Origin of the sequence: Maridesulfovibrio salexigens DSM 2638 (assembly GCF_000023445.1) — a bacterium.
GTDB classification, from domain to species: Bacteria; Desulfobacterota; Desulfovibrionia; order Desulfovibrionales; family Desulfovibrionaceae; genus Maridesulfovibrio; species Maridesulfovibrio salexigens.
The window spans coordinates 2,352,295-2,375,663 of the sequence record NC_012881.1 but is presented as its reverse complement, the minus strand read 5'-3'; the positions used below and the strand labels follow the sequence as shown (position 1 = coordinate 2,375,663).

Annotated in this window: 22 protein-coding genes and 1 tRNA gene; 10 read left to right on the top strand and 13 right to left on the bottom strand. The window is 47.7% G+C overall.

The annotated features are described in order from the left end of the window. Positions 1–157 precede the first annotated feature (157 nt). The gene (locus DESAL_RS19765) at positions 158–2,329 is read left to right on the top strand and encodes a methyl-accepting chemotaxis protein (RefSeq protein WP_015852041.1); all 2,172 of its coding nucleotides are present in this window, start codon (positions 158–160) and stop codon (positions 2,327–2,329) included. 47 nt (positions 2,330–2,376) lie between these two features. Here DESAL_RS19765 and DESAL_RS10885 read toward each other — a convergent pair whose 3' ends face one another. The 6 genes from DESAL_RS10885 to DESAL_RS10860 all read right to left on the bottom strand — a co-directional run bounded on the left by DESAL_RS10885 (position 2,377) and on the right by DESAL_RS10860 (position 8,491). Then, positions 2,377–3,072 carry an orotate phosphoribosyltransferase gene (locus DESAL_RS10885; protein ID WP_015852040.1) on the bottom strand — a complete coding sequence of 232 codons (696 nt, stop codon included), beginning with the start codon at positions 3,070–3,072 and terminating at the stop codon, positions 2,377–2,379. Between the two features lie 67 nt (positions 3,073–3,139). Beyond that, positions 3,140–4,183 (bottom strand): dihydroorotase, encoded by a 1,044-nt coding sequence (pyrC, locus tag DESAL_RS10880; protein WP_015852039.1) that lies wholly within the window; start codon positions 4,181–4,183, stop codon positions 3,140–3,142. Continuing rightward, a complete protein-coding gene (locus DESAL_RS10875) occupies positions 4,180–5,514 on the bottom strand; it encodes a Zn-dependent hydrolase (protein WP_015852038.1) in 1,335 nt (444 codons plus the stop codon). The genes pyrC and DESAL_RS10875 overlap by 4 nt, the downstream gene beginning before the upstream one ends. Positions 5,515–5,528: 14 nt before the next feature. Beyond that, entirely contained in the window at positions 5,529–6,806 is a 1,278-nt protein-coding gene (locus DESAL_RS10870) for a TRAP transporter large permease (RefSeq protein ID WP_015852037.1), read from the bottom strand. Positions 6,807–6,826: 20 nt separating this feature from the next. Further along, a complete protein-coding gene (locus DESAL_RS10865; protein ID WP_015852036.1) occupies positions 6,827–7,345 on the bottom strand; it encodes a TRAP transporter small permease in 519 nt (172 codons plus the stop codon). A 126-nt stretch (positions 7,346–7,471) separates the two neighbouring features. Next, positions 7,472–8,491 carry a TRAP transporter substrate-binding protein gene (locus tag DESAL_RS10860; protein ID WP_015852035.1) on the bottom strand — a complete coding sequence of 340 codons (1,020 nt, stop codon included), beginning with the start codon at positions 8,489–8,491 and terminating at the stop codon, positions 7,472–7,474. Between the two features lie 372 nt (positions 8,492–8,863). Here DESAL_RS10860 and DESAL_RS10855 point away from each other — a divergent pair, with 372 nt between their 5' ends. Next, complete coding sequence (locus tag DESAL_RS10855) at positions 8,864–9,748, top strand: helix-turn-helix domain-containing protein (RefSeq protein WP_015852034.1); 885 nt, start codon at positions 8,864–8,866, stop codon at positions 9,746–9,748. Between the two features lie 58 nt (positions 9,749–9,806). Here DESAL_RS10855 and DESAL_RS10850 read toward each other — a convergent pair whose 3' ends face one another. Then, positions 9,807–11,783 (bottom strand): peptidase U32 family protein, encoded by a 1,977-nt coding sequence (locus DESAL_RS10850; RefSeq protein WP_015852033.1) that lies wholly within the window; start codon positions 11,781–11,783, stop codon positions 9,807–9,809. Between the two features lie 56 nt (positions 11,784–11,839). Between DESAL_RS10850 and DESAL_RS10845 the strand changes: the two genes are divergently transcribed. From DESAL_RS10845 to DESAL_RS10835, 3 genes are all read left to right on the top strand, one after another. After that, positions 11,840–12,634 carry an iron-sulfur cluster-binding protein gene (locus DESAL_RS10845; RefSeq protein WP_015852032.1) on the top strand — a complete coding sequence of 265 codons (795 nt, stop codon included), beginning with the start codon at positions 11,840–11,842 and terminating at the stop codon, positions 12,632–12,634. Between the two features lie 3 nt (positions 12,635–12,637). Continuing rightward, positions 12,638–13,555 (top strand): dihydroorotate dehydrogenase, encoded by a 918-nt coding sequence (locus DESAL_RS10840; RefSeq protein WP_015852031.1) that lies wholly within the window; start codon positions 12,638–12,640, stop codon positions 13,553–13,555. A 94-nt stretch (positions 13,556–13,649) separates the two neighbouring features. Next, positions 13,650–13,739 (top strand) — tRNA-Ser (locus tag DESAL_RS10835). Positions 13,740–14,157: 418 nt separating this feature from the next. Here the strand turns inward: DESAL_RS10835 and DESAL_RS10830 are convergent. The 3 genes from DESAL_RS10830 to DESAL_RS10815 all read right to left on the bottom strand — a co-directional run bounded on the left by DESAL_RS10830 (position 14,158) and on the right by DESAL_RS10815 (position 16,225). Next, positions 14,158–15,249, bottom strand: coding sequence for a tyrosine-type recombinase/integrase (locus DESAL_RS10830; RefSeq protein ID WP_081434592.1), 1,092 nt, complete (start codon positions 15,247–15,249; stop codon positions 14,158–14,160). A gap of 219 nt (positions 15,250–15,468) precedes the next feature. Next, a complete protein-coding gene (locus DESAL_RS10820) occupies positions 15,469–15,729 on the bottom strand; it encodes a hypothetical protein (protein WP_041721824.1) in 261 nt (86 codons plus the stop codon). A 4-nt stretch (positions 15,730–15,733) separates the two neighbouring features. After that, positions 15,734–16,225, bottom strand: coding sequence for a hypothetical protein (locus tag DESAL_RS10815; protein ID WP_015852028.1), 492 nt, complete (start codon positions 16,223–16,225; stop codon positions 15,734–15,736). Between the two features lie 226 nt (positions 16,226–16,451). Here DESAL_RS10815 and DESAL_RS10810 point away from each other — a divergent pair, with 226 nt between their 5' ends. Beyond that, positions 16,452–17,537: a type I restriction endonuclease gene (locus tag DESAL_RS10810; RefSeq protein ID WP_015852027.1), complete on the top strand. Its 1,086-nt coding sequence runs from the start codon at positions 16,452–16,454 to the stop codon at positions 17,535–17,537. A 41-nt stretch (positions 17,538–17,578) separates the two neighbouring features. Here the strand turns inward: DESAL_RS10810 and DESAL_RS10805 are convergent, their stop codons facing one another. Then, positions 17,579–18,277, bottom strand: coding sequence for a hypothetical protein (locus DESAL_RS10805; protein WP_015852026.1), 699 nt, complete (start codon positions 18,275–18,277; stop codon positions 17,579–17,581). A gap of 90 nt (positions 18,278–18,367) precedes the next feature. Further along, positions 18,368–18,895 carry a helix-turn-helix domain-containing protein gene (locus tag DESAL_RS10800; protein ID WP_015852025.1) on the bottom strand — a complete coding sequence of 176 codons (528 nt, stop codon included), beginning with the start codon at positions 18,893–18,895 and terminating at the stop codon, positions 18,368–18,370. Between the two features lie 79 nt (positions 18,896–18,974). On the opposite strand from DESAL_RS10800, the gene DESAL_RS20680 reads away from it, so the two are divergent. Next, positions 18,975–19,187: a helix-turn-helix domain-containing protein gene (locus DESAL_RS20680; RefSeq protein ID WP_041721822.1), complete on the top strand. Its 213-nt coding sequence runs from the start codon at positions 18,975–18,977 to the stop codon at positions 19,185–19,187. A gap of 193 nt (positions 19,188–19,380) precedes the next feature. After that, entirely contained in the window at positions 19,381–19,701 is a 321-nt protein-coding gene (locus DESAL_RS10790; protein ID WP_157046945.1) for a hypothetical protein, read from the top strand. A gap of 4 nt (positions 19,702–19,705) precedes the next feature. On the opposite strand, the gene DESAL_RS10785 is transcribed toward DESAL_RS10790, so the two are convergent. Continuing rightward, entirely contained in the window at positions 19,706–20,062 is a 357-nt protein-coding gene (locus tag DESAL_RS10785; protein ID WP_015852023.1) for a hypothetical protein, read from the bottom strand. A 171-nt stretch (positions 20,063–20,233) separates the two neighbouring features. Between DESAL_RS10785 and DESAL_RS10780 the strand changes: the two genes are divergently transcribed. Both DESAL_RS10780 and DESAL_RS10775 read left to right on the top strand, forming a co-directional pair. Further along, the gene (locus DESAL_RS10780; RefSeq protein WP_015852022.1) at positions 20,234–20,701 is read left to right on the top strand and encodes a phage regulatory CII family protein; all 468 of its coding nucleotides are present in this window, start codon (positions 20,234–20,236) and stop codon (positions 20,699–20,701) included. Positions 20,702–20,703: 2 nt separating this feature from the next. After that, positions 20,704–23,070, top strand: a complete 2,367-nt coding sequence (locus tag DESAL_RS10775) for a phage/plasmid primase, P4 family (protein ID WP_015852021.1) — start codon at positions 20,704–20,706, stop codon at positions 23,068–23,070. Positions 23,071–23,369 lie beyond the last annotated feature (299 nt).

The following is a 23,369-nucleotide window of genomic DNA, read 5'->3' as shown; positions in this document are numbered from 1 at the left end:
AATCCCCCTTGTACTGAAAGTACGAGGGGGATTTTTTTTGATTAGTATAAAAATATATTCTTGTGTTACATTATCGTTACAAAGTTGTATCGGGTGTAATGGCGGCACTCATGCAGTTACAGCGAATTTCGTATTAGTCCTTTAGAATGGGGGAAATATGAGCTTATTGGATAATTTTAAAATTAAGACCAAGTTTTTAGGCAATATCATAATTGTCCTTAGTTTGTGCGCTTCTGCATTGGGTATGTACCAGTTTGCCCTTACTAGATCTGGAAACGGGTATACTGATGTCCTCAGTAAAGAGGTTTATATCTCTCAGCAGGTCCAAAAAGCTGAAATCGCCATGCTTGAAGCTCGCAGGGCTGAAAAGGATTTTATGTTGCGCAAGGATATGAAATATCCACCACGAGTTGAAAAGAGTGTAGCTGAGATCGTTGCGGCAATGGATAGTGTTTCCAGAGTTGGGCACAATACAGGAGTTGATGAGATAGCAAACCTTGCCTCTGAGATTAAAAATTATGCACTTCAATATTCGAAAATTTTTAAGGAAGTAGTTCAAAGTTATGTGGCAAAGGGGCTGACTCCTGAAGAGGGGGTACAGGGAAAATTCAGATCTGCTGCCCATATGATAATGAGTCGTGTGCCGGAATTTGCAGTAGATGATTTGTATTTAGAATGGTTACAGATGCGCAGGTACGAAAAAGACTTTATGAGAACCGGAGCTGCCAAATATCGCACCCGTTTTTTTGCAGCCGTGAATGCTTATAAAGAAGGATTAAAGAACAGTGAATGCGCTAAGAGTGCCAAGGAAATACAGCTTAAGGAACTGAAAACATATACTCAAGCCATGAAAAGGATCATGCAGGGAGTGCCTGCAGATGTTCAGACTTCACTATATTTGCAGGCGCGCACTTCGGCCGGGAATATGGAGAAAGCTTTGATATCCGTATTTGTTCCGCAGGTTCAATCATTAATTCTTTCAGTACGCAGGCATGAAAAGGATTATCTGCTCCGTGGAAGCGATAAATATGTAAAGAAAACCCTTTCCAGTCTTGAAAATCTCAAGGTTGCTTTTGCCGACTCATCAATATTGGAGGAAGATAGACTTGAGATTGAGAAAGGGATCGAAAGCTATCGAGCTGCCTTCATGAGTCTTGTTGATGAAAATAACCGTATCGCTGAACAAAACAATGCTATGCGTGACGCAGTTCATGCCATTGAACCTGAGTTGATAAAGATAAGGGATATGGCGGCAGAGAGTATGGGGCAACGCACCGTAGCTCTTGAAGCGGAATCAGGTTTTTTTTCAAAGACTGCAATTGGTATCGGTGGAGCTGCACTATTTATCGGTATCGTGATTTCTTTGCTGGTTACAAATTCTATTGCCCGTCCGTTACGTACCGCAGAGAGTACCGTTATGAAGATGGCTGATGGAGACCTTAACCAGAACGTGCAATCCTCCAGCCGTGATGAAACCGGAATAATGCTTAATGCTATGGGAAATATGATTTACAAGCTTCGCGATGTTGTTACCGGAGTTAATTCAGCTGTATCTAATATTGCGGCTGGCAGTGAGGAGCTGGCTGCAACCGCTGAGGCTATGTCGCAAGGGTCATCCGAACAGGCTGCAAGTGTGGAAGAACTTTCAGCCTCAATCAATTCAGTCACTAGATCCATAGAAAAAAACGTTCATAATTCTCGAGCAACATCTGAAATTGCATCTAAGGCAGCTGCAAAAGCAGATGAGAGTGGACAGGTCGTATCCGGTGCTGTCGGGGCGATGAAAGATATTGCCGAGCGGATTACCATCATTGAAGATATTGCGCGCCAAACCAATTTACTGGCACTTAATGCTGCAATTGAAGCTGCCAGAGCCGGGGAGCATGGTAAGGGCTTCGCTGTTGTCGCCGCAGAGGTTAGAAAGCTGGCTGAACGAAGTGGTGTTGCTGCCGGTGAAATCAGTGAACTTTCTACCAGTACTCTTAATGTGGCAGACAGGGCAATTCAGATGCTCAATGAGTTGGTACCGGAAATTGGAAAGACTTCCGATCTGGTGGAAGAGATTAACGCCACCTGCGCAGAGCAGGATGAAACGATCAAACAGATTGGTGCAGCGGTCTCGCAGGTAGAGGTGGCAACACAAACCTCAGCTTCTGCGGCAGAAGAGGTCTCGGCAACATCGCAGGAACTTGCTGGACAGGCAGAAAGCCTGCGCAGGATGATGGGCTATTTTAGGTGTGATTCAGAGGGGCATTGCGAAGTAGACGATTTGAACGAAACAAAGGCTCTTGCTTCTGCTGATGATTATGATGGAATGGATAGGTTCTAAAAAAAACGGGGGATATCGATCGATATCCCCCGTTTTTATTAGATGGCTTACTCAGGGTAAGTAGAGATTCCACCGTGAGCGGCAGACCAGTCAACGGGGTTGTTGAGGAATTTTTCTACTTCTTCGAGTGACTTGTTATCGAAGTATTTTTCTTTCTTGGCAACGTTGAGGATATCCCACCAGTTTGCGAGAGAAAGCATTTCGAGTCCTGCTTCGGCAAGGGTTTCCTTTGCTTTGGGGAAGATGCCGTAGTGGAAGAGCACGAAGGTGTGAGTTACTTCAGCACCAGCTTTACGCAGGGCCTGTGCGAAGTTGATCTTGCTGCGACCATCAGTAGTCAGGTCTTCAACCAGCAGGACTTTTGAACCTTCTGCAAAATCACCTTCGATCTGAGCGTCACGGCCGAATCCTTTGGGTTTTTTGCGTACGTACTGCATGGGCAGCATGAGACGGTCGGAAAGCCATGCGGCGAAGGGGATACCTGCGGTTTCACCACCTGCAACGCAGTCGATAGATTCGAATCCAACTTCGCGCAGAATTACGGAAGCACCGAAATCCATCAGGGTATTGCGGACGCGGGGGAAGGAAATGAGTTTACGGCAGTCAATGTAAACCGGGCTGGCCCAGCCGGAGGTGAACTTGAAGGGTTCATCTGCACGGAAGTGAACTGCTTCTACTTCGATGAGCATTTTCGCTGTGATTTCAGCGATGGTTTCTTTGTCAGGAAAGCTGGTAGGAACCATTTTTTCTCCTTGTGTTATTTGTATCGCGAAAAAAAAGCTGAACCGAAATATATCGGTTCAGCTGGTATCAATCAACCAAATCCCATAATAAGGGAGTATCGGGTTTGAATATCTTTACGATATCTCCTCCGACTTTGATTTGCCAGTCCATTTCAACGGGATTTTCTCGTTTGGCTAAAGTAATAGTGCTGCCATTGGGAGAAAATCCGTAAAATCTGGCACCGTATATTGAAGTAAACCCTTCGAGTTTGTCCAGAGCATTCAGCTCGTCAAACACTTGAGTTACATATCCAATTGATGTGGGGGCATTGAAAATACCCGCCGCTGCTCCGGCCTTTTCTTTAGCTCGGGCCGGATGGGGGGCAGAATCAGTGCCGAGGAAAAATCTTTCATCACCGGATACTGCGGCCCTGCGCACTGCCTCGCGGTCTTCGAAGGTCTTGGCTACGGGCAGGCAGTACATGTACGGATTCATGCCGCCTTTGAAAAGATCATTGCGGGTGAGCAGCAGATGGTGCGGGGTGATTGTCGCAACCATGTTTTCGTCCTGCTCAAGTACGTAGTCGACTCCGGCCTTACTGGTCAGGTGTTCGAATATGATTTTGAGTTCAGGGAAATTTTCGCGAACCGGTTTAAGCACACGGTCAATAAATACTGCTTCACGGTCAAATACGTCCACTTCCGGGTCGGTTACTTCGCCGTGTACGGAAAGGGGCATGCCGATTTCCTGCATGGCTTCCAGCACGGAGTATACTTTTTTGATGTCGGTAACGCCGTTGTCGGAGTTGGTGGTCGCTCCGGCCGGGAAAAGTTTAACAGCATGAAATGCTTTGACAGCGTAGGCAGTATGAATGTCTTCAGCAGAAGTTGAATCTGTAAGGTAGCAGGTCATGAGCGGTTCAAAATTAGAACCTTCAGGACGGGCATCAATTATTCTTCTACGGTACTCTTCGGCTTGTTTTGCGGTAGTCACCGGAACAGTAAGGTTGGGCATGACAATGGCCCGACCGTAAATCTTTGCACTGGAAGGAAGCACTGCCGCAAGCATTTCACCTTCGCGCAGGTGAAGATGCCAATCATCAGGTCGTATGATGGTTATTTCGTTGTTCATAAGTTGAACTCCGTGATTGTGCGGTGCAGTACTGAAAGGCCCCGGATGAAGTCTTCCATGTCCATTTCCTCTTCCGGGTTGTGAGAGCCGTTGCGGTTGCGCACGAATATCATGCCTGTGGGGACACCCGCGTTGGCGAAGAGCGAGGCATCGTGCCCAGCTCCACTGGGAATAGCTTCTACAGGTAAGCCTTCCGCAATGCAAGCATTGTTTATACGATCCACTATTTCCTGATCAATTACCGCAGGCGGAGTTTTAACCGGCTTGTCGAATTCAAACTTAACCCTGCGTTCATAAGTGATTGTCGCGCATTCTGAGTGGAGCAGGGCTTCAATAGCCGCAAGGGTATGCTCATACTGGCTGCGGGCTTCAAAGCTGAAGGTCACTTCACCGGGAATACGCGACATGGCATGGTGCTGCGGATCGGTAGTGAGGATACCACAGGTCGCCACCAGATCGCCACCATGCTGAAGGATGGTGGTCCAGTGGTCATCAATACGTGTGATCAGTTCCGCAGTGGCAAAGACTGCATCCTTGCGCAGCCAGCGGGGAACAGCCCCGGAATGCCCGGCTTCACCTATGCATTTAATCTTGCGGTGGCGGATATTACCACGGATTCCGGTTACAGCAGCAACAGGCAGGTTGCGGGCAATCATGACCGGACCCTGCTCGATGTGCAGTTCAAAGAAAGCTTTAATTTTAGAGGTGTCGATGAGCACTTCACCTTTAGCAATGCGTTCTACATCAGCACCGCAATCGATCATATGATCCTTTAACGGACGGCTGTCATCACGCTGAAGCAGTTCCTGCTCGGACTCTTCCAGTTTACCGAGCAAAGCTTTGGAACCCAGATAACAGGCTCCGAACCACGCGCTCTCTTCACCGCGCAGGGCGATTACCTTTACCGGAACGTCAAGAGTCTTGCCGCTGCGTTTAATCTCTGCAAGGCACAGCAGGCCTGCAATTACTCCGGCTGCACCATCATAGTTCCCGCCCTGGGGCACGGAATCAAGGTGAGATCCGATAAGGATATATTCCTCGTTTTCGGGTATCTTTTCCAGTTCGACTACAAGGTTTGCGGCATTGTCGCGGTAGGTGATTAAACCTTCCTTGTGTGCGAACTTTTCAATCATTTCAAAAGCACGGGTTTCCGCTTCGCCATATGAAGGGCGGGATACCCCGGCCACATCACGGGATAGTTCTTCCAGATCGCTGAAGAGCTTCTCTGCTTCTGCGGTAAGGTGCTCCAGTGATGCCTGATTCTGGGGAATCGGGTGCGGGCTGGTGCTGTTACCTGTTCCACCCATATTTCCGGTCATTGCGTTCATCATATTGGATTACCTTTTTAGGGGGCAACAAGGCTGGGCAGGAAAGTTGCCACGCCGGGAACGTAGGTTACCAGAATAAGGACCAGAATGTTAATGAACAGGAATGGCCAGACCCCGTTGATGATGGACATGACAGGCTTTTCCAAAGTGGAGGAAGCCACGAAGATATCCAGTCCAAAGGGCGGGGTGATCATGCCGATGCAGATGTTCAGGCAGACGATCTGACCGAAGTGAATGGGATCGACACCCATGGAAAGTGCTACCGGATAAAGAGGCGGCACGAGGATCAGCAAAGCTGAGTTGGGATCGATGAACATCCCGGCAAGGAAAAATGCCACGTTAACGATCATCAGGAAGGTAATCGGGCCAGCCTGAATGTCATTAAGGAAATTGGTGATCAGAACCGGAACCTGAGCCAGCGTTACAAAGTAGGAAAGCACGCTTCCCATTGCCAGCAGGATAAAAATAATAGTGGTGGAGATAGCCGCTCTCTCGGTGATGCTGATCAACCGGGAGAAAGACAGGTTTTTGTATACGAATGCTTCAATAAGGATAGCGTAGACAACTGACACCGCTGCAGCCTCTGTGGGAGTGAACAGTCCGGAGTAGATACCGCCGAGAATAATAATCGGCAGGCCCAATGCCCATGCAGCTGATCTGAAAACGGAAAAGAAAGGTACAGTTGTTTTTTCGCCACGGCCCACGCCTTTGCGCAGGGACTCAAATACAACCAGTCCTGCAAAGGCCAGTCCTAGGGCCACTCCTACGCCAAGGCCGCCGATGAACAGTCCTGTGATGGAGGTCCCAGTCATCCAACCGTAAATAATCAGGGTAATACTGGGCGGAATAAGCAGGGCGGTTTCAGCACTGGAAACGATCAGTCCGAGGCTGAATTTTTCACTGAATCCGGTTTTGCGCAGTTCCGGGTACATGAGTTTACCCATTGCGGCAACGGTCGCCGGTGCTGAACCGGATACGGAACCGAAAGCCATGGAACCGAAAATTGTGGTGTGTCCGATACCGCCGAGACGGTGTCCGGTGAAATATTTGATAAGATCGGTGAGGCGCTTGGCAATCTGGCCGGATGCCATGAGCTCTGCTGCAAAGATGAAGAAAGGAATTGCCAGCAGAGTGGAAAAGTTGATCCCACCGACCAGTTTCTGGATCAGTACCGGATCAGGAATTCGGGGAAACATGAAAGTCTTGGTCAGGAATGCGGGTACGCCGAGTACCAGCAGCATTTCAAAACCGCAGACGAGCATTAGAAGAGCGATGATAATAATTACAGGAGTCATTTTCTGCTACCTTATATTAATTACTTGGTCGGGGTGGTGATGGGCCGGGTGTGGCGGTCGTTAATACTTAAGAGTTCGAGCAGGTAGCGCAGGGCCAGCAGTCCGAATCCAACAGTAGGCGCAATGTAGAGCCAGTACATGGGCAGTCCCAATGTGGGGCTGAGCTGTCCGGTGCGCATTACGAATTTAACAAGGGCGATACCCAGCCAGACCAGATAGCAGCTGAAAACAGTACCGGTCAGGTTGATCAGGATGCCGACCGCCTTGCGGGGCAGGTCGGGCATTTTTTCAAAAAGTGTGGTTACAGCTACCTGCCGTCCTCTTTCAAGGGCGAGACCTAGAGCGAGAAATACCGCCCAGACCATGAGCAAGCGGGTAGCTTCATCAATCCATGCGAAAGTGCTGGCGTATTGAGGCATTGTCTCCCTTACCAGAACATTAAAAGTATATAAGCCGACCATGATCAGGTTGATGGAAATGATCAGCATTCTTTCTATTAAACGTATCCCGTTCAGCAGGGAACCAAGCAACTCACGCATCCTGAAAACTCCTGGTGTAACTACCTAAAATATTTTTAGGTGTCTTTTTCACCAAATTCTAATCTTATGAATATATTTAACAAAAGGCAGGAGAGGACATCCTCTCCTGCCGGGATAAACGTCTTACTATTTTACAATACGTGCGTATTCTTCTTCGTAAAGTTTGATCAGCTCCTGACCCTGAGCACCTGCGCGTGCAAGGTAAGCAGCTTTGGTTTTGGGGTACATGAGTTCACGCATGGCAGCGCGGTCTGCAGCCTGCAAAGGAGTAACCTGAACGCCTGCTTTTTTGATAACTTCCAGAGCGTCTTTCTGAGCCTGTTCTTTGTGGGCTTCAACACCGGGCATTACTTCAATGAAAGTATCCACGATGATCTTCTGGTAATTTTCAGGAAGGGATTCCCAGTAGGAGGGGTTGAAGAGAACGTAGTCTTCCATTGCACCGTGCTCGGAAGTTACGAGGTATTTCTGTACTTCGTAGAACTTCATGCGCTGGATGGTGTCGAGGGGGTTTTCTTCGCCGTCTACAACACCGTTCTGGAGAGCAGTGTAGAGTTCACCGAAAGGCAGAGCGATTGCAGATGCGCCGATAGCTGCGAACTGTTCGATGAGGATTTTGGAATCCATTACGCGGAAGGACTGGCCTTTGTAGTCTGCGATAGTGGAAATAGGCTTGTTGGAGGTGAAGTTTTTACGACCGTTGGGCCAGGTTGCGATTGCTTTAAAGCCTCTGGAGTCAAAGGATTTGAGCAGTGCTTTACCAAATTTGCCCTGACGCAGTTCCTGTGCCTTTGCGCGGTCAACAGGAAGCAGGAAGGGGATGTCCATGATGGAAACAACAGGGTTGAAACCGCCGAGGAAAGCTGCAGCGGAAACGGTGCCTTCAATGGTTCCGAACTGTACGCCTTCGTTCATCTGGCGCTGGTTGCCAAGCTGAGAAGAAGGAAAAATTTTGAATTCAACTTCGCCGTTGGTGCGCTCTTTAACAAGCTTGGCGACTTTTTCCAAACCCTGATGACGGGGCTGCAGGGGGGATTCAAGGTGACCGATGCGTGCTTCGTATTTAGCGGCATTAGCGGAGATAACTCCACCCATAACCATGCACAAAGCAAGAGCTACTGTAACAATTCGTCCGAAAAATTTCATTCTGGAAGCCTCCTGAAAGTGTGAGCGTGAAACTGGCATGCAGAATCACAAGATCAAGTCGTACCGAAATCAAGGATTCCGGCATGTTCCCGACTGGCAATCGGGTTTGATTGCAAATTTAACAGCCAGCAAAATGAATTAAAAGCAAATTCTTTTTTGCTTGCAGTTATGATTTGATTTCGTGGATTTCAATCAAAAAATAGAATTTTGTCAAGATAAATCTCATTTTTGAAACAATTCAAAAAAATATTCACAAAAATGAGATTTTGAGTCATAATTGATAAATATAATGATAAAGAGACTGTCAGATAGTGAATTTATACATATTATATAGGGTGGCAGTTGAATTTTAGCTTTCATGGAGACGGGCGAATGAATGAACTTAGTCCCAAGGAGATAGGCCAGCGTTTGAAAGCGTTCAGGCTGGGCAGTAAATACAGCACTGAGGAAATTGCCGCTAAGATCGGAATTTCCCGGGCTGCTCTGTACAGATATGAAAAAGGTGATCCGCCTAAGCTGGAAACTTTAGAATCCATAGCCGACTTGCTTGGAGTTTCACTTACCTCTTTGATGGGGGTCGGAGTCGAGTATATTTCTTCGGCGATCAGCTTTTTCGAACGTATGCGTCAGAATGAAGCTGAGTCGGAACAGCTTGCAGTAATGTTCGGACTGGTTTCCTATCTGCTGACTACAGATGAATTTGACGAATATCTTGAAATTTCCATCAAAGAAGGCCTGCCCAAAGAATTGCAGGATGATCCTGAGATTATGGGCCGCGTTTCTGAAATTTTATCAGTACTCCGTGAACGTAAAAAAGGGTACTATCAGCGCAGACCGAGCATGGTTAACCTTGCCTCGGCTACCAATCTTGAGCAGTTTCTGCGCAGTGGTTTTGTCGGAACTTTTGATCTGCCGGAAGAGGAATTGCAGAAGCGGCGTGAAGTCGCGCGGCGCGAGGTGAAAAATGTGATCAGTCTGCTTGAAGAGCAGCCTATCGGTGTACAGATCGGTTTGCTTGTTGATTCCGTTCCCAGCACGCATTTTCAAATTTTCCGCCAGTCCGAACGCTCAACCTTATGTCTGAGCCCATACAAATTATGTCATTTCCCCAACGTTCGTCTCGGCGTAGGTATGTTAACCTCAGCACCCGAAGCGCTTGAGCTGCATCAGAAGATGATCAGCGAACTTTGGGGGCCAGCCCTCAAAGGGCGCAGAGCTGCGGATTATCTGCGTAAGATGATCGAAGATTGCAAATAAAAAGGGCTCCGCACTGATGTGCGAAGCCCGTAATGAAGTCTGGTAAAACTTTTTGGGATTACAATAAACTTAAATCCCAGTTGAAATTACTGGTGCGGTGCGGTTCAGGTACAGCGCGAGGCCATGGTTCCTCAATGTTAAGGAACATGGTGTAGCCTGAGTTTTCCAGCACCTTACGTTCCGCGCCGAAATCGAGCGGCCAGCCGGGATAGATCCAATAGGTCTGTCCATATTTGCGGGCCCAGCAGATTTCTTTTTTCTGGCTGTAAATGGGACTCATAAGTTCAGTCTCCTCAGCCATGATCCTTGAAAGACCGAGCGGCCACATGCCGGAAAGAACAAATCCAAGCGGAAGCGGGCTGTTCTGCGGCAGGGCGAGGAAGTCATCGCGGGCCAGTTCCGGACTGACGTATGCGGATGAAAAACCCATATCGGCCAGCATCTCGATGGTCACCGGGTTGGATACGTTGCAGAAGGGGCCGGCATGAAAGCGGACTTTTGCATCTTTCGGGAAAAATGCTTTCTGCCACGGCGCGTTGAGGACGAAATCGCGTCCTCCACCACTGAGGCAGATGTCGATGATCTTCTGGACTTCCTTTTCCTCGTCAGGCCAGACCACCGGGGGCAGATGCCACCAGATCTTGGAAACAGCCGGACGGGGGGTACGCTTAAGGGCGTTCATGGAAAGCCATACATCGGTGCCGAATTTGGTTTTTCCCTTGGGCGGATTGCGCTGCAAAGTATGACGTGCAGTACGTTCCGGAAGCGGACAGGGCTGCGGCAGATCAATAATCATGTCGCTGGCCACGTTTTCCGCAACAGTGATCTTTGAAAGTTTGGAATCAAGTTTTTTGAGAGCCTTGGTCAGACCTTCTTCGCGGCGGTCAATAAGGAAAACACGGGTGCCTGATTTTAGGCGCATCTTTCCTTTAACCGGAATGGAGACCTTACCCCTTTTGGGGATGAATTTGCGGATCTTCATGGTCTGGTGTCCGGGCTGGTCCTGATAACCGATACGCAGGAAATCTCCGGCAAGGAGTTCCTGTCTACAGTTAAAATAGGGCTTTCCGTTTTTCTCCTGCTTGGTGATACCGATGAGGAAACCGGAGCCGGTTTCGTTGGACGGATCAAGCGGGGTGAACGGGCGCTGCGGCAGGAACACGGAATGTGAAGACGGTCTGCCCAGTGCGAGTTCAAGCAGCTCCACGGCATCTTTTTTGACCTTTGCGTCATTGGGGTTGTCGCGCAGCATTTTGTAAGCTGCTACTGTGTAGTAGACGTAGTGGGGGCCTTTTTTGCGGCCTTCGATTTTCCAGGAGCTTACCTTGGGAATTGCGAGGGTCGGCTTGGTCAGCACATCGAGGCTGAGATCGAGACAGGAGAAAAGGCGCTTGGGCTGATCCTTGCGTTTTGCTCCGCCGTAAAGTCTGCGGCAGGGCTGTACGCAACGTCCGCGCAGGCTGCTCTTGCCTCCGAAAAAGGAGCTCCAGTAGCAGCGGCCGGAAACGGAATAGCAGAGTGCTCCGTGGACGAACATCTCAAGGGTCATGGAATCAGGGCAGGCTTCGGCCATCATCCTGATTTCATCAAGGTTCAGCTCACGGGGTACGACAACCCGGTCCACGCCCAGTTCTTCCGCGGTCTTGAGTGCCGCAGGGTGGCTGACGTTTGCAAGGGTGGAAAGATGCAGTTCTCCTTCAAAGCCGGCTTGACGGGCAATCTCAACCATGGCGAGATCCTGAATGATCAGGGCATCCGGTTTGACCGTACGGGAGATGCGCTCTACAAGGCGGGCTGCGGAGTTGATATCATCAGGTTTGATGAGGGTGTTCATGGGGATATGGGTGCGAACCCCGTTTTCCCGGCCCAGTTCGGCAAGGGCTGCAAGCTCACTAGTAGCGAAATTATAAGCTTCCATGCGAGCGGAAAAATGTTTAAGTCCGGCATACACGGCGTCCGCACCTGCGGCTATAGCTGCAAGGAAAGAGGATTTATCGCCTGCCGGAGCAAGAATTTCTGGTTTATGTTCATTCATAATGTATCACGCTTACGCCGCAATGTGCGGTCAGCAAAAATCTACAGGATTAAATCATGAGTGCAAACAATTGCAGGGCTGTTAAAGTCATCAGCAACAAGCCCCTCGGATTATCCTCACCCGGTGAGGAAATAGTCGAACTCAAACTCGAATATCCGGACTGGAAGCCGGGTTGGCGGGCCGGACAGTTCGTCATGATCAGGCCCGTTTCATGGCCTTTGGACCTCGTTTGGGGACGTCCTTTCTCCATTTGTAACGCAGATGAGACCAGTCTGACTATTCTTTTTCAGGTTGTCGGTCGTGGAACTGCGCGTCTGCTGGAACTGAAAGAGGGCGATGAAGTGAATATCTGGGGACCGCTGGGCAACTTCTTCAGTAAACCGCAGAACCGTCCCGTACTCATGCTCGCCGGAGGGATGGGTTTAGCCCCCTTTTGCGGATATGTCGATACCCATCCGCAGCCTGAAAACCTGAAATTATTTTTCGCGCACCGTCCCCCGCTGGAAAACTACCCTTATAAAGGTATGGCGGCCAAGGTCGATGTGGAAGATATTCGTGAAACCAAGCCCTCAGATATTCCCACTATCATCGCAAGGGTGGAAGAGCTGGTTAAGGAATACGCAGAGAAAGACGGCCTTATCGTGGCCTGTGGACCTCATCCGTTCCTGAAAACCATCTGGAATGCTGCCAACAAATACGGTGCTGATGCGGAACTTTCTCTTGAAAACCGTATGGCTTGCGGCGTTGGTGCCTGTCTTGGCTGTGTCTGTAAGGACGGCGATGACCATCATACTCAGGTCTGTACCACCGGTCCTGTTTTCAAAGCCAACAATCTCAGTCTGGAGGATTAGGAAATGGATGTATCAATTGATTTTGCCGGACTGAAGCTTAAGAACCCCATCCTTACCGCATCCGGTACTTTCGGTTTCGGCCTTGAGTTCCAGCGTTACGGCGATCTGGAATCTCTTGGCGGTATCGTGGTTAAAGGACTTTCCCTCAAGCCGAGGGAAGGTAACCCCATGCCCCGTATTGCTGAAACTCCTTGCGGTATGCTTAATGCCATCGGCATTCAGAACCCCGGTGTTGAGGAATTCATCAATAAAAAGCTGCCTAAGCTTCCTTGGAAAACTCTGCCTGTTCTGGCGAACCTTTACGCCACTGATGCGGAAGAGTTCGGTGAGCTGGCTGGCGTTCTTGCCGGAGAAGAGGGTGTTGCAGCCCTTGAAGTCAATGTATCCTGCCCCAACGTAAAAGAGGGTGGTATTGCATTCGGTCAGGACCCTAAGCAGATTACCAAGGTTGCAGAGGCCGTAAAGAAGAATGCCGGCAACAAACCGATTATCATCAAGCTTTCTCCCAACGTTACCGATATCACCGTCTGTGCAAAAGCCGCTGAAGACGGCGGAGCGGATGCTCTCTCATTAATCAATACCTTGTCCGGTATGGCTGTTGATATCGAGCGCAGAACTCCGCGTCTTGCCAACGTAATCGGCGGTTTGTCCGGTCCAGCGGTGAAGCCTGTTGCGCTTAGATGTGTTTATCAGACTGTAAACGCTGTGAAAATTCCGGTTATGGGACTTGGCGGCATTACTACTGCTGAAGACGCTGCGGAATTCCTGCTTGTGGGTGCCAAGGCAGTACAGATTGGTACCGGAAACTTCCTCAGCCCTGATACTGCCTTCAGGATTGCTGAAGAGCTGCCCAAGGTTCTGGAAAGGGTAAAAGCCGAGTCTCTTGATGAGTTTATCGGAAGCTTGAAGCTGCCTAAATAGGTTCATTTTTAATTTAAGTTAGAATAATTGGGAAAAGTTGAAAAAAGTGCTTGCCAAGCAGGTCTGATTTAGCTAAATCCTTTTTCACCCAAGCGGAGAGGTGTCCGAGTCCGGCTTAAGGAGCACGCCTGGAAAGCGTGTATAGTTAACGCTATCGGAGGTTCAAATCCTCTCCTCTCCGCCAGTAAATTCAAAGGCTTACGTCAACAGACGTAAGCCTTTTTCTGTTTGGGGCCGATTTTGTGCACCACGAAATGCACCTTTTTGCCGCCGTTTTGTTTTTTCCTTCTCCTACAATTGATGGATTCCAAAATTCCCAAAGGCTTGTAGTCAGGACTGAATGGCTATTTGGTGCAAAAATATTTTTGCACCTACGGAAGGCAGAGAACCGTTGTTGTTATTGGGCTAACGGTTGTTTCGCGTGATTTGTTTTCTGCGGCAAGATTGCTGAATACCCATTTGGTGCAATTTATTTTTTGCACCACAGCTAAGCTGGGAAGCCTTGGCGTGCTTGGGCTAATCACCTTTTTATATGCACCAAAATAACAAAACGGCCCTGCTGATCGTTCAGCAGGGCCGTTTTGTTGGGGTAGAGAAGGGGGTTAAACTAGGTCGTCATTATCCAATATTCGGGCGGCTGTTTCGGTGTTGCCGCGTTTGGCCTTCAGGTAAATATCTGTTGTGGTCGGCCTTTTGTGTCCGAGGATGTTTTGAATATCGGTGAGGCTGGCTTCTTTGGAATCATCAAGGCGAAGGGCTACGAAGTCGCGTAAGTCCTTTAGGGTGAATCGGCGGACACCTGCAATTGCGCAAGCGTAATGCAACATATATTTAATGCCGTCTGCTTGCCTTGTATATCCGGTTCCGGTGCGCGGGTTGTTGAAAACGTATTCTGATTCAATCTCTCTATCTTTCCATATCTTAAGCAGAAGGGTATGCAGGGTGGAGCCTTCCGGCATTGAGATTATACGGTATTCTTTTTTTCCGCCTTTTCTCTTTTTGGTCCAGAAACTGAGGGTTCCGTTAGCGAAATCTACACTTTCCCATTTAAGTTTCCGGGGGTCTCCTGCCCGGCCTCCTGTTTTTAATAAAATTTGGATGTAGTCTTGCTGCCATGTTTCAGCAGCATTGTATGCCGCTACTACGTCTTCAGCAGGGGGAATATAAACGGGGGCTTCGTCGCCTTCGGATTTTTCAAGTTTGGGCCACGGGTTAGATAATATCCGTTCCTCTTTGATATGGAAGTTCCAGCATGCCTTCAGGTTTTTAACGTGGTTGTTCGCAGTTTTGACCGTGCGGGCCTTGCAGGTGTGGCGGTAGTATTTACGTGCAATTTCAAGGCTGACATCATCAAGAAGGAAATCAACGGCTTCAGGGTTGATTCTCTGTATGTAGGTAAGGGTCCATTCTGCGAATTCAGTTAAGTGGTTGAGCTTTTCCTGTACGGTTCCGGTGGTCATATCCCTGTCTTCACAGTCCAGAAGATAATCATATGACGCGGCGGAAAACATCAAAGCGTTGAGCCTTGCTAGTTCCCTGTCTATTTCCTTTTTCTTTCTTTGTGCCCACTGTCTGCCTTCCTTTTGAGTCTCGACCACTTTGGACGGCTGTTTTCCGCGATACTTGAAGTACGCCCGGTATTTCCCGTTTTTCCCTTTGTAGGGGCGAAAGTATACGTTCAGTGTCATTGTCATGGGTCAAGCCTTTGCTTTGCGCTTTGCAGTGGTTCAGTACTTCGTGGTAATCAAATCGGGCTGATTCAAGCCGTGGCTTTTGCCAGCCATTAGGAGTCACAAAAAAATGGGGGTAGTTCTTCCACCGTGACCGGAGGGTCTTAAAATCCAGCTTTAGTTTCTCTGCCAATTCCTTATAGTTTAAGCAGGTGAGGTCTATTTCTGGTGTTTGGGTTTCCATTAATCCCTCCAAGGCTTGTATGAATCATCATAGGCCGGAAGGATACGACTGGACCAAATCAGCGGGCCTTGCTCGTTTCCGGCTTTGCAGACATTCACCGCGCCGTCAGACTTTGAATCACATAAGAGCCGTTTGGCTGTGCTCTCGGCGTATCCGCGCGCTCTTTCAAGGCAGTCTGAATAGCTCGAACCCGTGACGGATTCCAATATTCCAACGTGCTTGCCATGGTGGGTGAAGACGACATGGATTGTGTTTTTCATAACATCACCGGATAGGACACATGGATGCATCGCGGGAATCGCCGCCGATAGCTGCTGAATACTCCGCTTCAATCTTCATACATTTGTCTAGCTCGTTTGGATTTGACCACGGGATAAAGACATATGCAGCGACCTCTTTTTCAGCTTTTGCTTTCTTGGCTTTAGGGTGAGGAAGCCCCTTTGCTTTACGCTCAAGGAAGGCGGTGCGAAGCTCTTTATTATGGTCCGTTGCACCTAACCGGGTGCGCCAGTACCACTTGGAATCGAAAGTTTCACAGCAGGTGCAATACTGCTCCACCAGCACATCCACACGGCAAGTAATTGATCCACCATTTTTGGTGAGCTTATAGGTGGGCTTTGTCTTTGAATTAGTCCTGCTCGGCATGATCTGGTAGCCGATGCCGTAGCCCGGTGTGTCGTTAGTGCTGAATAGCTGGCCTTGATCGTCAAACTCGTAATCGTAGCCATCAATTTTTTGTCTGGATGGTCTTTTCATACCCTACACTCCTAGTTTGATTTAACACGCTTCTCACCCGCTTACTGTCCGGCTATTGCGCGCGGAGCTTTCGGCGTGGTGGGTTGCTGTGGTGAGCTAAAAGTTACCGTGAGTTAACATTGTAGTCAACATAAAAAGTTACTGAGCGTAAACATTTAAAGTTGTATAAGTGATATTCTTAATTATATTCGATTTGAAATACTTAACTTAAGAACGGGGTGATTATATGGATTTTGCTGAAAAAGTAGTCGATCTATCAACTAGAATTAATGACTTGCGCGAACACGTAACCACTGAAGAAGCGACAAAAAACGCTTTAATTCTGCCTTTCTTGCAAATGCTGGGGTATGATACATTTGATCCAAGGGTAGTTGTTCCTGAATTCACTTCAGATACCGGGACTAAGAAAAATGAAAAAGTTGATTATGCCGTAATGAAAGACGGTTGCCCTATAATGCTTATAGAATGCAAGACCTGCGGATGCACTTTAGATCAAGGGAAAGCAAATCAACTTCATAGATATTTTCAAAACACACCAACTGCACGGGTTGCTATCTTAACTGACGGCATTTCTTATAAGTTCTTTTCTGATCTCGACAAACCGAATCTTATGGACCCCAAACCGTTCATGGTTTTTGATTTTGAAAAAATCGAAGAAAGCCTTATTCCCGAATTGCGAAAACTTTCTAATGGTCAATTTGACGAAAATTCAACTTTAGACGCTGCCCAAAACCTTAAATATACAAGAGAAATAAAACGCTTAATGGCTCAACAGTTTGAAAATCCTACTGAAGATTTTATCCGACTGTTTGCCGGACAGGTCTATTCCGGTCAGCTCCGGGCTAATGTGGTTGAAGACTTTAGTGCAAGAGTCAAGCAGGCCGCACAGGATTGCATTAATGAAATGATCAATGATCGACTTAAAAGTGCAATGACTGGCGATTCATCGGTACAATTATCTATGTCTGCAATGAGCGATGAAGCTGAACCTGCGACAACTGAAGAGGAAGATGATAAGCCTAAAGTTATTACTACTGAAGAAGAAATTGAAGGCTTTCATATTGTAAAAGCTATTCTGCGTGAATTTGTAGAACCTTCAAGAATAATTATGAGAGACACTCAAAGCTATTGCGGTATCCTTCTGGATGACAATAACCGTAAACCAATTTGCCGGATGCATTTTAACGCCACGCAAAAATATCTTGGTTTACTGGATGATAACAAAGCTGAAACACGTCATGCAATTGATTCACTGGACGACATATATTCTTTTGCCGATGGACTTAAGGGTGCGGTTGAGCGGTATAAATAATAAATTGCTGGCTGTGCTTCTTCAAATAGGTGCACAGTCAGCTAAGAATCTATACATTTTTCTATTTTTAAAATATTACTACATTCAGTGATTGATCTATCTCCGTAGCTTATTACTTGTGGAGAGATATGTACCTTAAAGTGTTCACAGTAACGTTCGTCGTTAATATCTTTGTATTTTATTTTAAGTCTTGCTGTAGGAAAATCATTTGTTGCAAGTGATTTACCGTTGTTGTTTTTTACAAATTCGGCATGCCCATCTATAAAAAAAGAAGGTAATTGTATTCTTTGTTGAAGGTCGTTTTTGCGATATGGTGTAATTGCAAGTAGCTTTTCTTCTCTATCGCTAAACCCATATGTCGTTTTGCCAACTTTTATTATTGTCAATTCACCAAAGTTTTTTTCTATCGTGGCAATATTCTGTTTGGCTACTTCATTGATCTTTTTAACAATTAAGGAGCGATCCACCACCCATTTAACTTCTATATCTATTGCAGTTCCTGTTCCAAAATTATAAATTGGAATACTTATTGATTCTTTTCCTGCCGAATCTTCTAATGGAGACTTGAAAAAAATATTTGTGAATTTGAGGATAGGTTTTTGTGTTACAATTCTCTGTCTTTTCATTTCCAAAACAGAAAAAAAAGTAACAATACTTGTAATCAGTGCCGCAACAGCAGTTAAAAATGTAACACCGTCTGCATTTATAATAATTGAAAACAAAGGGGCTGTAGCATTCATATTATGTGATTAGCTTTAGATGAATAGGATTTATTATGGATTTATTTTCAATTATGTTTCTAGAAGTTGTCATAGAAGAATATATAATCTTTAAGCAGACTTCTGTGTTTGCTGGGCTTTATTGTTAGTCTCAATATTTGCAAGCTCTGCCGCTTTGTTCAGTAAGATAGCCGGATTTAAATTTATACTCTTGCATACAACAAAAAGATCTTCAGGTGTCGGTGGCTCCTGTCCCTCTACTATTCTGCCTAGTCTCTTTTGCGTGACTCCGGTCATATTCGCCACATCTTCAATAGAAAAGCCTGCCAGACGAATATTCTCGCTAAGTTCATGAGCTACCTGCTTATCAAACATACTAATCTGAACGGCTTTTTCGCCGAACATTTCAGCGGGGGTTATACCCAGCGTCTTTGCATATCTCACCATATCGCCAAAAGAGTTCTTCTCGCCGCCTAAATTTTCAGACAGCCAGCGCGAAACAGCAGCTTTTGAAACCCCTAACTTTTTACCTATCACTTCAAGGGTTTCGCCTTCTGAACGAAGTCTTTTTATCCGCTCCATTACAGCCTTCCAGCCGTGAGCCGCTTCTTTATCGAATGGTTTAGTACTCATGAGCATATGATTAACCTGTACTTTGTTTACATGAAGTAACTTTCTGTCTTGATTTGTTTGTTAACTCACGGTAACCTTCTGCTTCATGAACGCACTAGAAGAATATCGGACTGCTAACGGGCTTACTTTTGAGGCCCTAGCAAAAAAGGTTGGTATGAGTAAGCCGGGAGTCTTTAGGCATTGCAAAGACCTGCAAGCGGCCTCTGGGGAAGCTGTGCTTCGTTATCATGCAAAGCTTGGCATTCCGTTAGAGTCGTTCCGGCCTGATCTGTTCACAAATCAAAAGGAGGCACACTAATGCCCCCAACCCCCTGCAACGAAACCTGCCCCCTCTACCAATTCAAACACACCCATAGCCCGCCGCTAACGTGTAGTGAGTGTCAATGTAGGGAGATAGGGGAGAAAGATAGCACACACCTCGGACCTGAATCACCTAATTCATGTCCGTTAATTGGCTACAATGGATAGTATCCGGAAATTTAAGGAGTGAAATGATGACAGGACAAGAGCTTCAAGAAATGTCGGAAGAACTGGCAGTGCTGAAAATGTCAGTGGATACGCTTTCAAAACGATTCCAAACAGTCTTGCTGAAAGCGAAGGAAGAAGGGCAGGCCCTTGAAGGTGAATCCAAAGGCCAGCCGAAAGACACAAAACCGCAGACAATGCATAAAGAAGCCACACAACTGAAAACTCGAATTAAAGGTTTCGTAGATGCCTTCAAAGAACTTGGACTAGGTGAACGTAAGTCACTTGAACTTGCTCTTAACTATTGTGGTGCGAATTGTTCTCTTAATGGTCTTGGAGATTACTAGGCGATTACCTGCGTTTTTTAGGAGGAACTTGGCCCGTCGTAAAAAGATGAGTCAAATCATCAAGCAGTATCATCACCTGAGTTGGTTGTGCGTTCGCTGAATTAGCATAGGACTTTGTAATAGCGAGTGCTTTTTCAACAATGTCAACTTCAATAGGCATATTAAAATTATCATCAAAGATGTCTTTAGGGTCTCTGTCTGGAGCAATCATGGCTAGGACATTGAGTATTAACAAGGGAATTTGATTGGGTTGAGCGTTGTCTGACCCAGCATATTTTGACGCAATATCACAAGCTTCGCGGAATTGATAATCTGATAATTTGGTATATTTGGAAAAGGTATCTTTAGACTCTTCGGACATGCGTCCTCCTTCTGGTAAAGGTTAATATTTATTCGTTGTTTGATTGAATATCAGAAGGAGGCTTCGAAGGGCAATGTCAAAGATCGAATTAACCACATTAACTGAACATTAGCACCACAAAGATAGCCTATCTACTACAGATAGCGGCCCTCTTTGGAACCGGAGTAAACAATGAAAGACGAACGCAAAAGCGTAGCCGTAGAAATACAAAATATGGTGCTGCGGCACCATAATATGTCGGTGGAAGTCATAACCGAACAGACCTTCGGTTCCACCAAAAGCCATTGGACTTTATACAAGGAACTGAATCCCGAAGATTCTACCGCGAAAATGGGCGTTCTGGACCTCGTTCCGCTTATGAAGACATGTGGTTCAGTGGCACCACTTGAAGCCATTGCCCAGCAGATGAATATGGCTGTTGTCCCGCTTCCTGAAGCGGGCATTTTTTCGGAATCGCTGGAAGACGACATGAACCGCACCACTAAGGAATTCAGTGACGCGGTGGTCAAATTCGCCGCCATAATGGAAGACGGCAACGTAACGGCTCAAGAGTTCGCGGAGTTCGATAAAGAAATCATGGAATTGATTTCATCGGCTCTGTTCTGGCGCAACCGTATTAAATACCTTGTGAAGGGATAACGATGGGCTGGGCCGGAACACATCTTTCCGAAGATGAGCGCAAGACCATAGCGCGTTCATTGTTTGAGGACGCAAAGGAAGAAGGGAAATGGCTGAACGGCAAATGCCCGTTTCATGCTGATGATAACCCATCCTTTGGCTACAATTTCGAAGAAGATTATTTCAATTGCCTTGCCGGGTGTACCGATTGCGGCGACCTGATCAAGCTTTACGGGCTGGTAAACAACCTGCCGAATGATGAAGGTTTCAAGAGCTTCAAGGATAAATACGGGCAAGGCGTAAAGGATGCCCCCAAGCCCCGAAAGACCGTTCAGCAGAAGCGCAAGGAAGGGAAGGGCGGTAGTACTCCGGTTATTCCTGAAAGCGTGTGGGGCCGCATGGCCTTGTTGCCTGATGATTGGTTTGAAGTGTTCAGGAAGGTACGCGGCTGGTCGCCGGAAGTTATCAAGCGTCACGACCTGCGCATGCAGATGTGCTATCGGGACCGGGACGAAAATATCCGGCCCATTAATGGCGCACCTATGCGCGTTGCTATCCCGATCCGGGACGCGCAAGGCCAGCTTCGTAATATTCGGCTCTACCGCAAGCCCGGCACCAATCTTAAGAGTAAGATCATTTCATGGGGTAGGGGATACGGTAACGCCCGGTTGTTTCCCGCTCTGCCCATGATTGCCAAGTCCGGGCCTATAGTTCTGTGTGAAGGCGAACCGGACACTCTGTGCGGTGAATCCTTCGGCTTCAACACCGCTACGCAAACATCCAAGACGGTGAAATGGTCACAAGATCATTTAGAGCCGTTTGTGGGCCGTGACGTAATCCTTGCCTATGATGCCGACCAGCCGGGGCAAGCCCATGCGGAAAAAGCTATCCGCGCCTTGCTTCCGGTGGTGCGTTCCCTGCGCATCATTGAGTGGCCCGACTTCATGGGCCGGGAACCGGATGGAAGCTGGCCCGAAAAGGATGGTCACGACCTCACCGACTTTTTCATGAAGTTCGGCAAGACAGCGAAGGACTTTCAAGACCTTATCGCCACGGCGCGCAGGATTGAACCGCCTAAAGAGTTCGAAGTGGGTAGTGAATGGGCTTTCTTCTATGACGGCAAATTCAAGCCCCGTTTGCTTGCGGATCAGCTTCTACGTGATCAGCCTTTGCTTGCTGATGATATGACCGGGTTGCTGTATCGCTGGAATGCTAAATACTGGGAGCAGATTTCACGCGGTACGCTTCAGCAGTCGGCTACGCATTACCTCGGCATTGAGGCCACAACAGCGCGTGTGAATGATGCAACGTCTTTGGCTATCAATCTTTCCAATCTTCCGCACGGGCGCGCGGTCAATGACCGTGATGAATGGGTATGCCTGCAAAACGGCATGCTCAACCTTAAGACGCTCGAGCTAAAACCACACGAACACGATTACTTTTCCACCATATGTCTGAACGTGTCTTTTGACCCGGATTCTGAAGCCCGCTGTGAGCGTTGGGAGAAGTTTCTACAACAGACCGTCCAGACCCCGGAACCCATTGCCCAGCTTCAGGAATTCGCAGGCTTATGCCTTACCCGCGATACTCGCTTTGAAAAATGCCTGTTGCTGCTTGGCCCCGGTTCGGATGGTAAATCGACACTTCTTAAAGTTCTGCGTGAACTTGTGTGTGCTGCTAACTGCTCGGCGGTGGCCTTTCAGGATTTGGAAGACCAGTTCCGCCGGGCCAGCCTCTATAACAAGCTGCTGAACATTTCCACGGAAATCGGATCGGCGGCAATGGAAACACCTATTTTTAAGGCCGTTGTTTCCGGTGATGCCATTCAGGGCGCGTTCAAGCATAAGGACAGCTTTGAATTTACACCGTTCTGCAAGCTGGCCTTTGCCGCTAACAAGCTGCCCCGCGTTCTGGATAACACGGACGGATTTTTCCGGCGCATGCTGCCCATTGAGTTCAAGAAACAGTTTCTTGAAGACGATCCAGACCGCAACCCGCACCTTTTTGAAGAACTCATTGAGCATGAGCTTTCCGAAATCTTCCATTGGGCTTTGGTCGGTCTGCATCGTCTGTATGAGCAAGGCAAGTTCACCAGTTGTGATGAAACGCGGGAACTGCTCATGGACTACAGGCGGCTTAATAACCCCGTGCAGGCTTTCGTGGAAGATAAGTGTGAGCTTGAGGACGGCGCGAAGCAGTCTAAGGACTCGCTGTATAAGTCCTACCGCGAATACAGTTCCGAAAACGGCTATCAGGCCATGCATAAGGAAAACTTCTTCCGTGAGCTATACGCGGCTGTGAAGACTCTTAAGGAGACACGCCCAAGCATTAACGGAAAGCGTTGCCGTATGGTTGCAGGTATCAAAACCAAATTCGAGTTGAAGGCTTAATGATCTTGTTTACTGGCATATACGGGAGTGGGGCGGTTTGCTCTGTTTCCCCCGCACCCCCTTCTAATGACCTGCGGCGACACGCCTTACCCGCTGGGCAAATCAATACATGTGCGAAATGTGCTTCCCCCGGTGAAGCCGTCCACGTGGTTGGTACAACGCGGTCTGCGTGTCTATGCTTGTCAAAGCCCGTAAATAAAAGGGCCGTCCATGTCGTCCGGGTCGTCCACGTCAATCGGCAAAAGTGCCCTATATGTGCGTGTGGGTGCGTGCGTACACGCGAGGTTGTGAGAATTTGG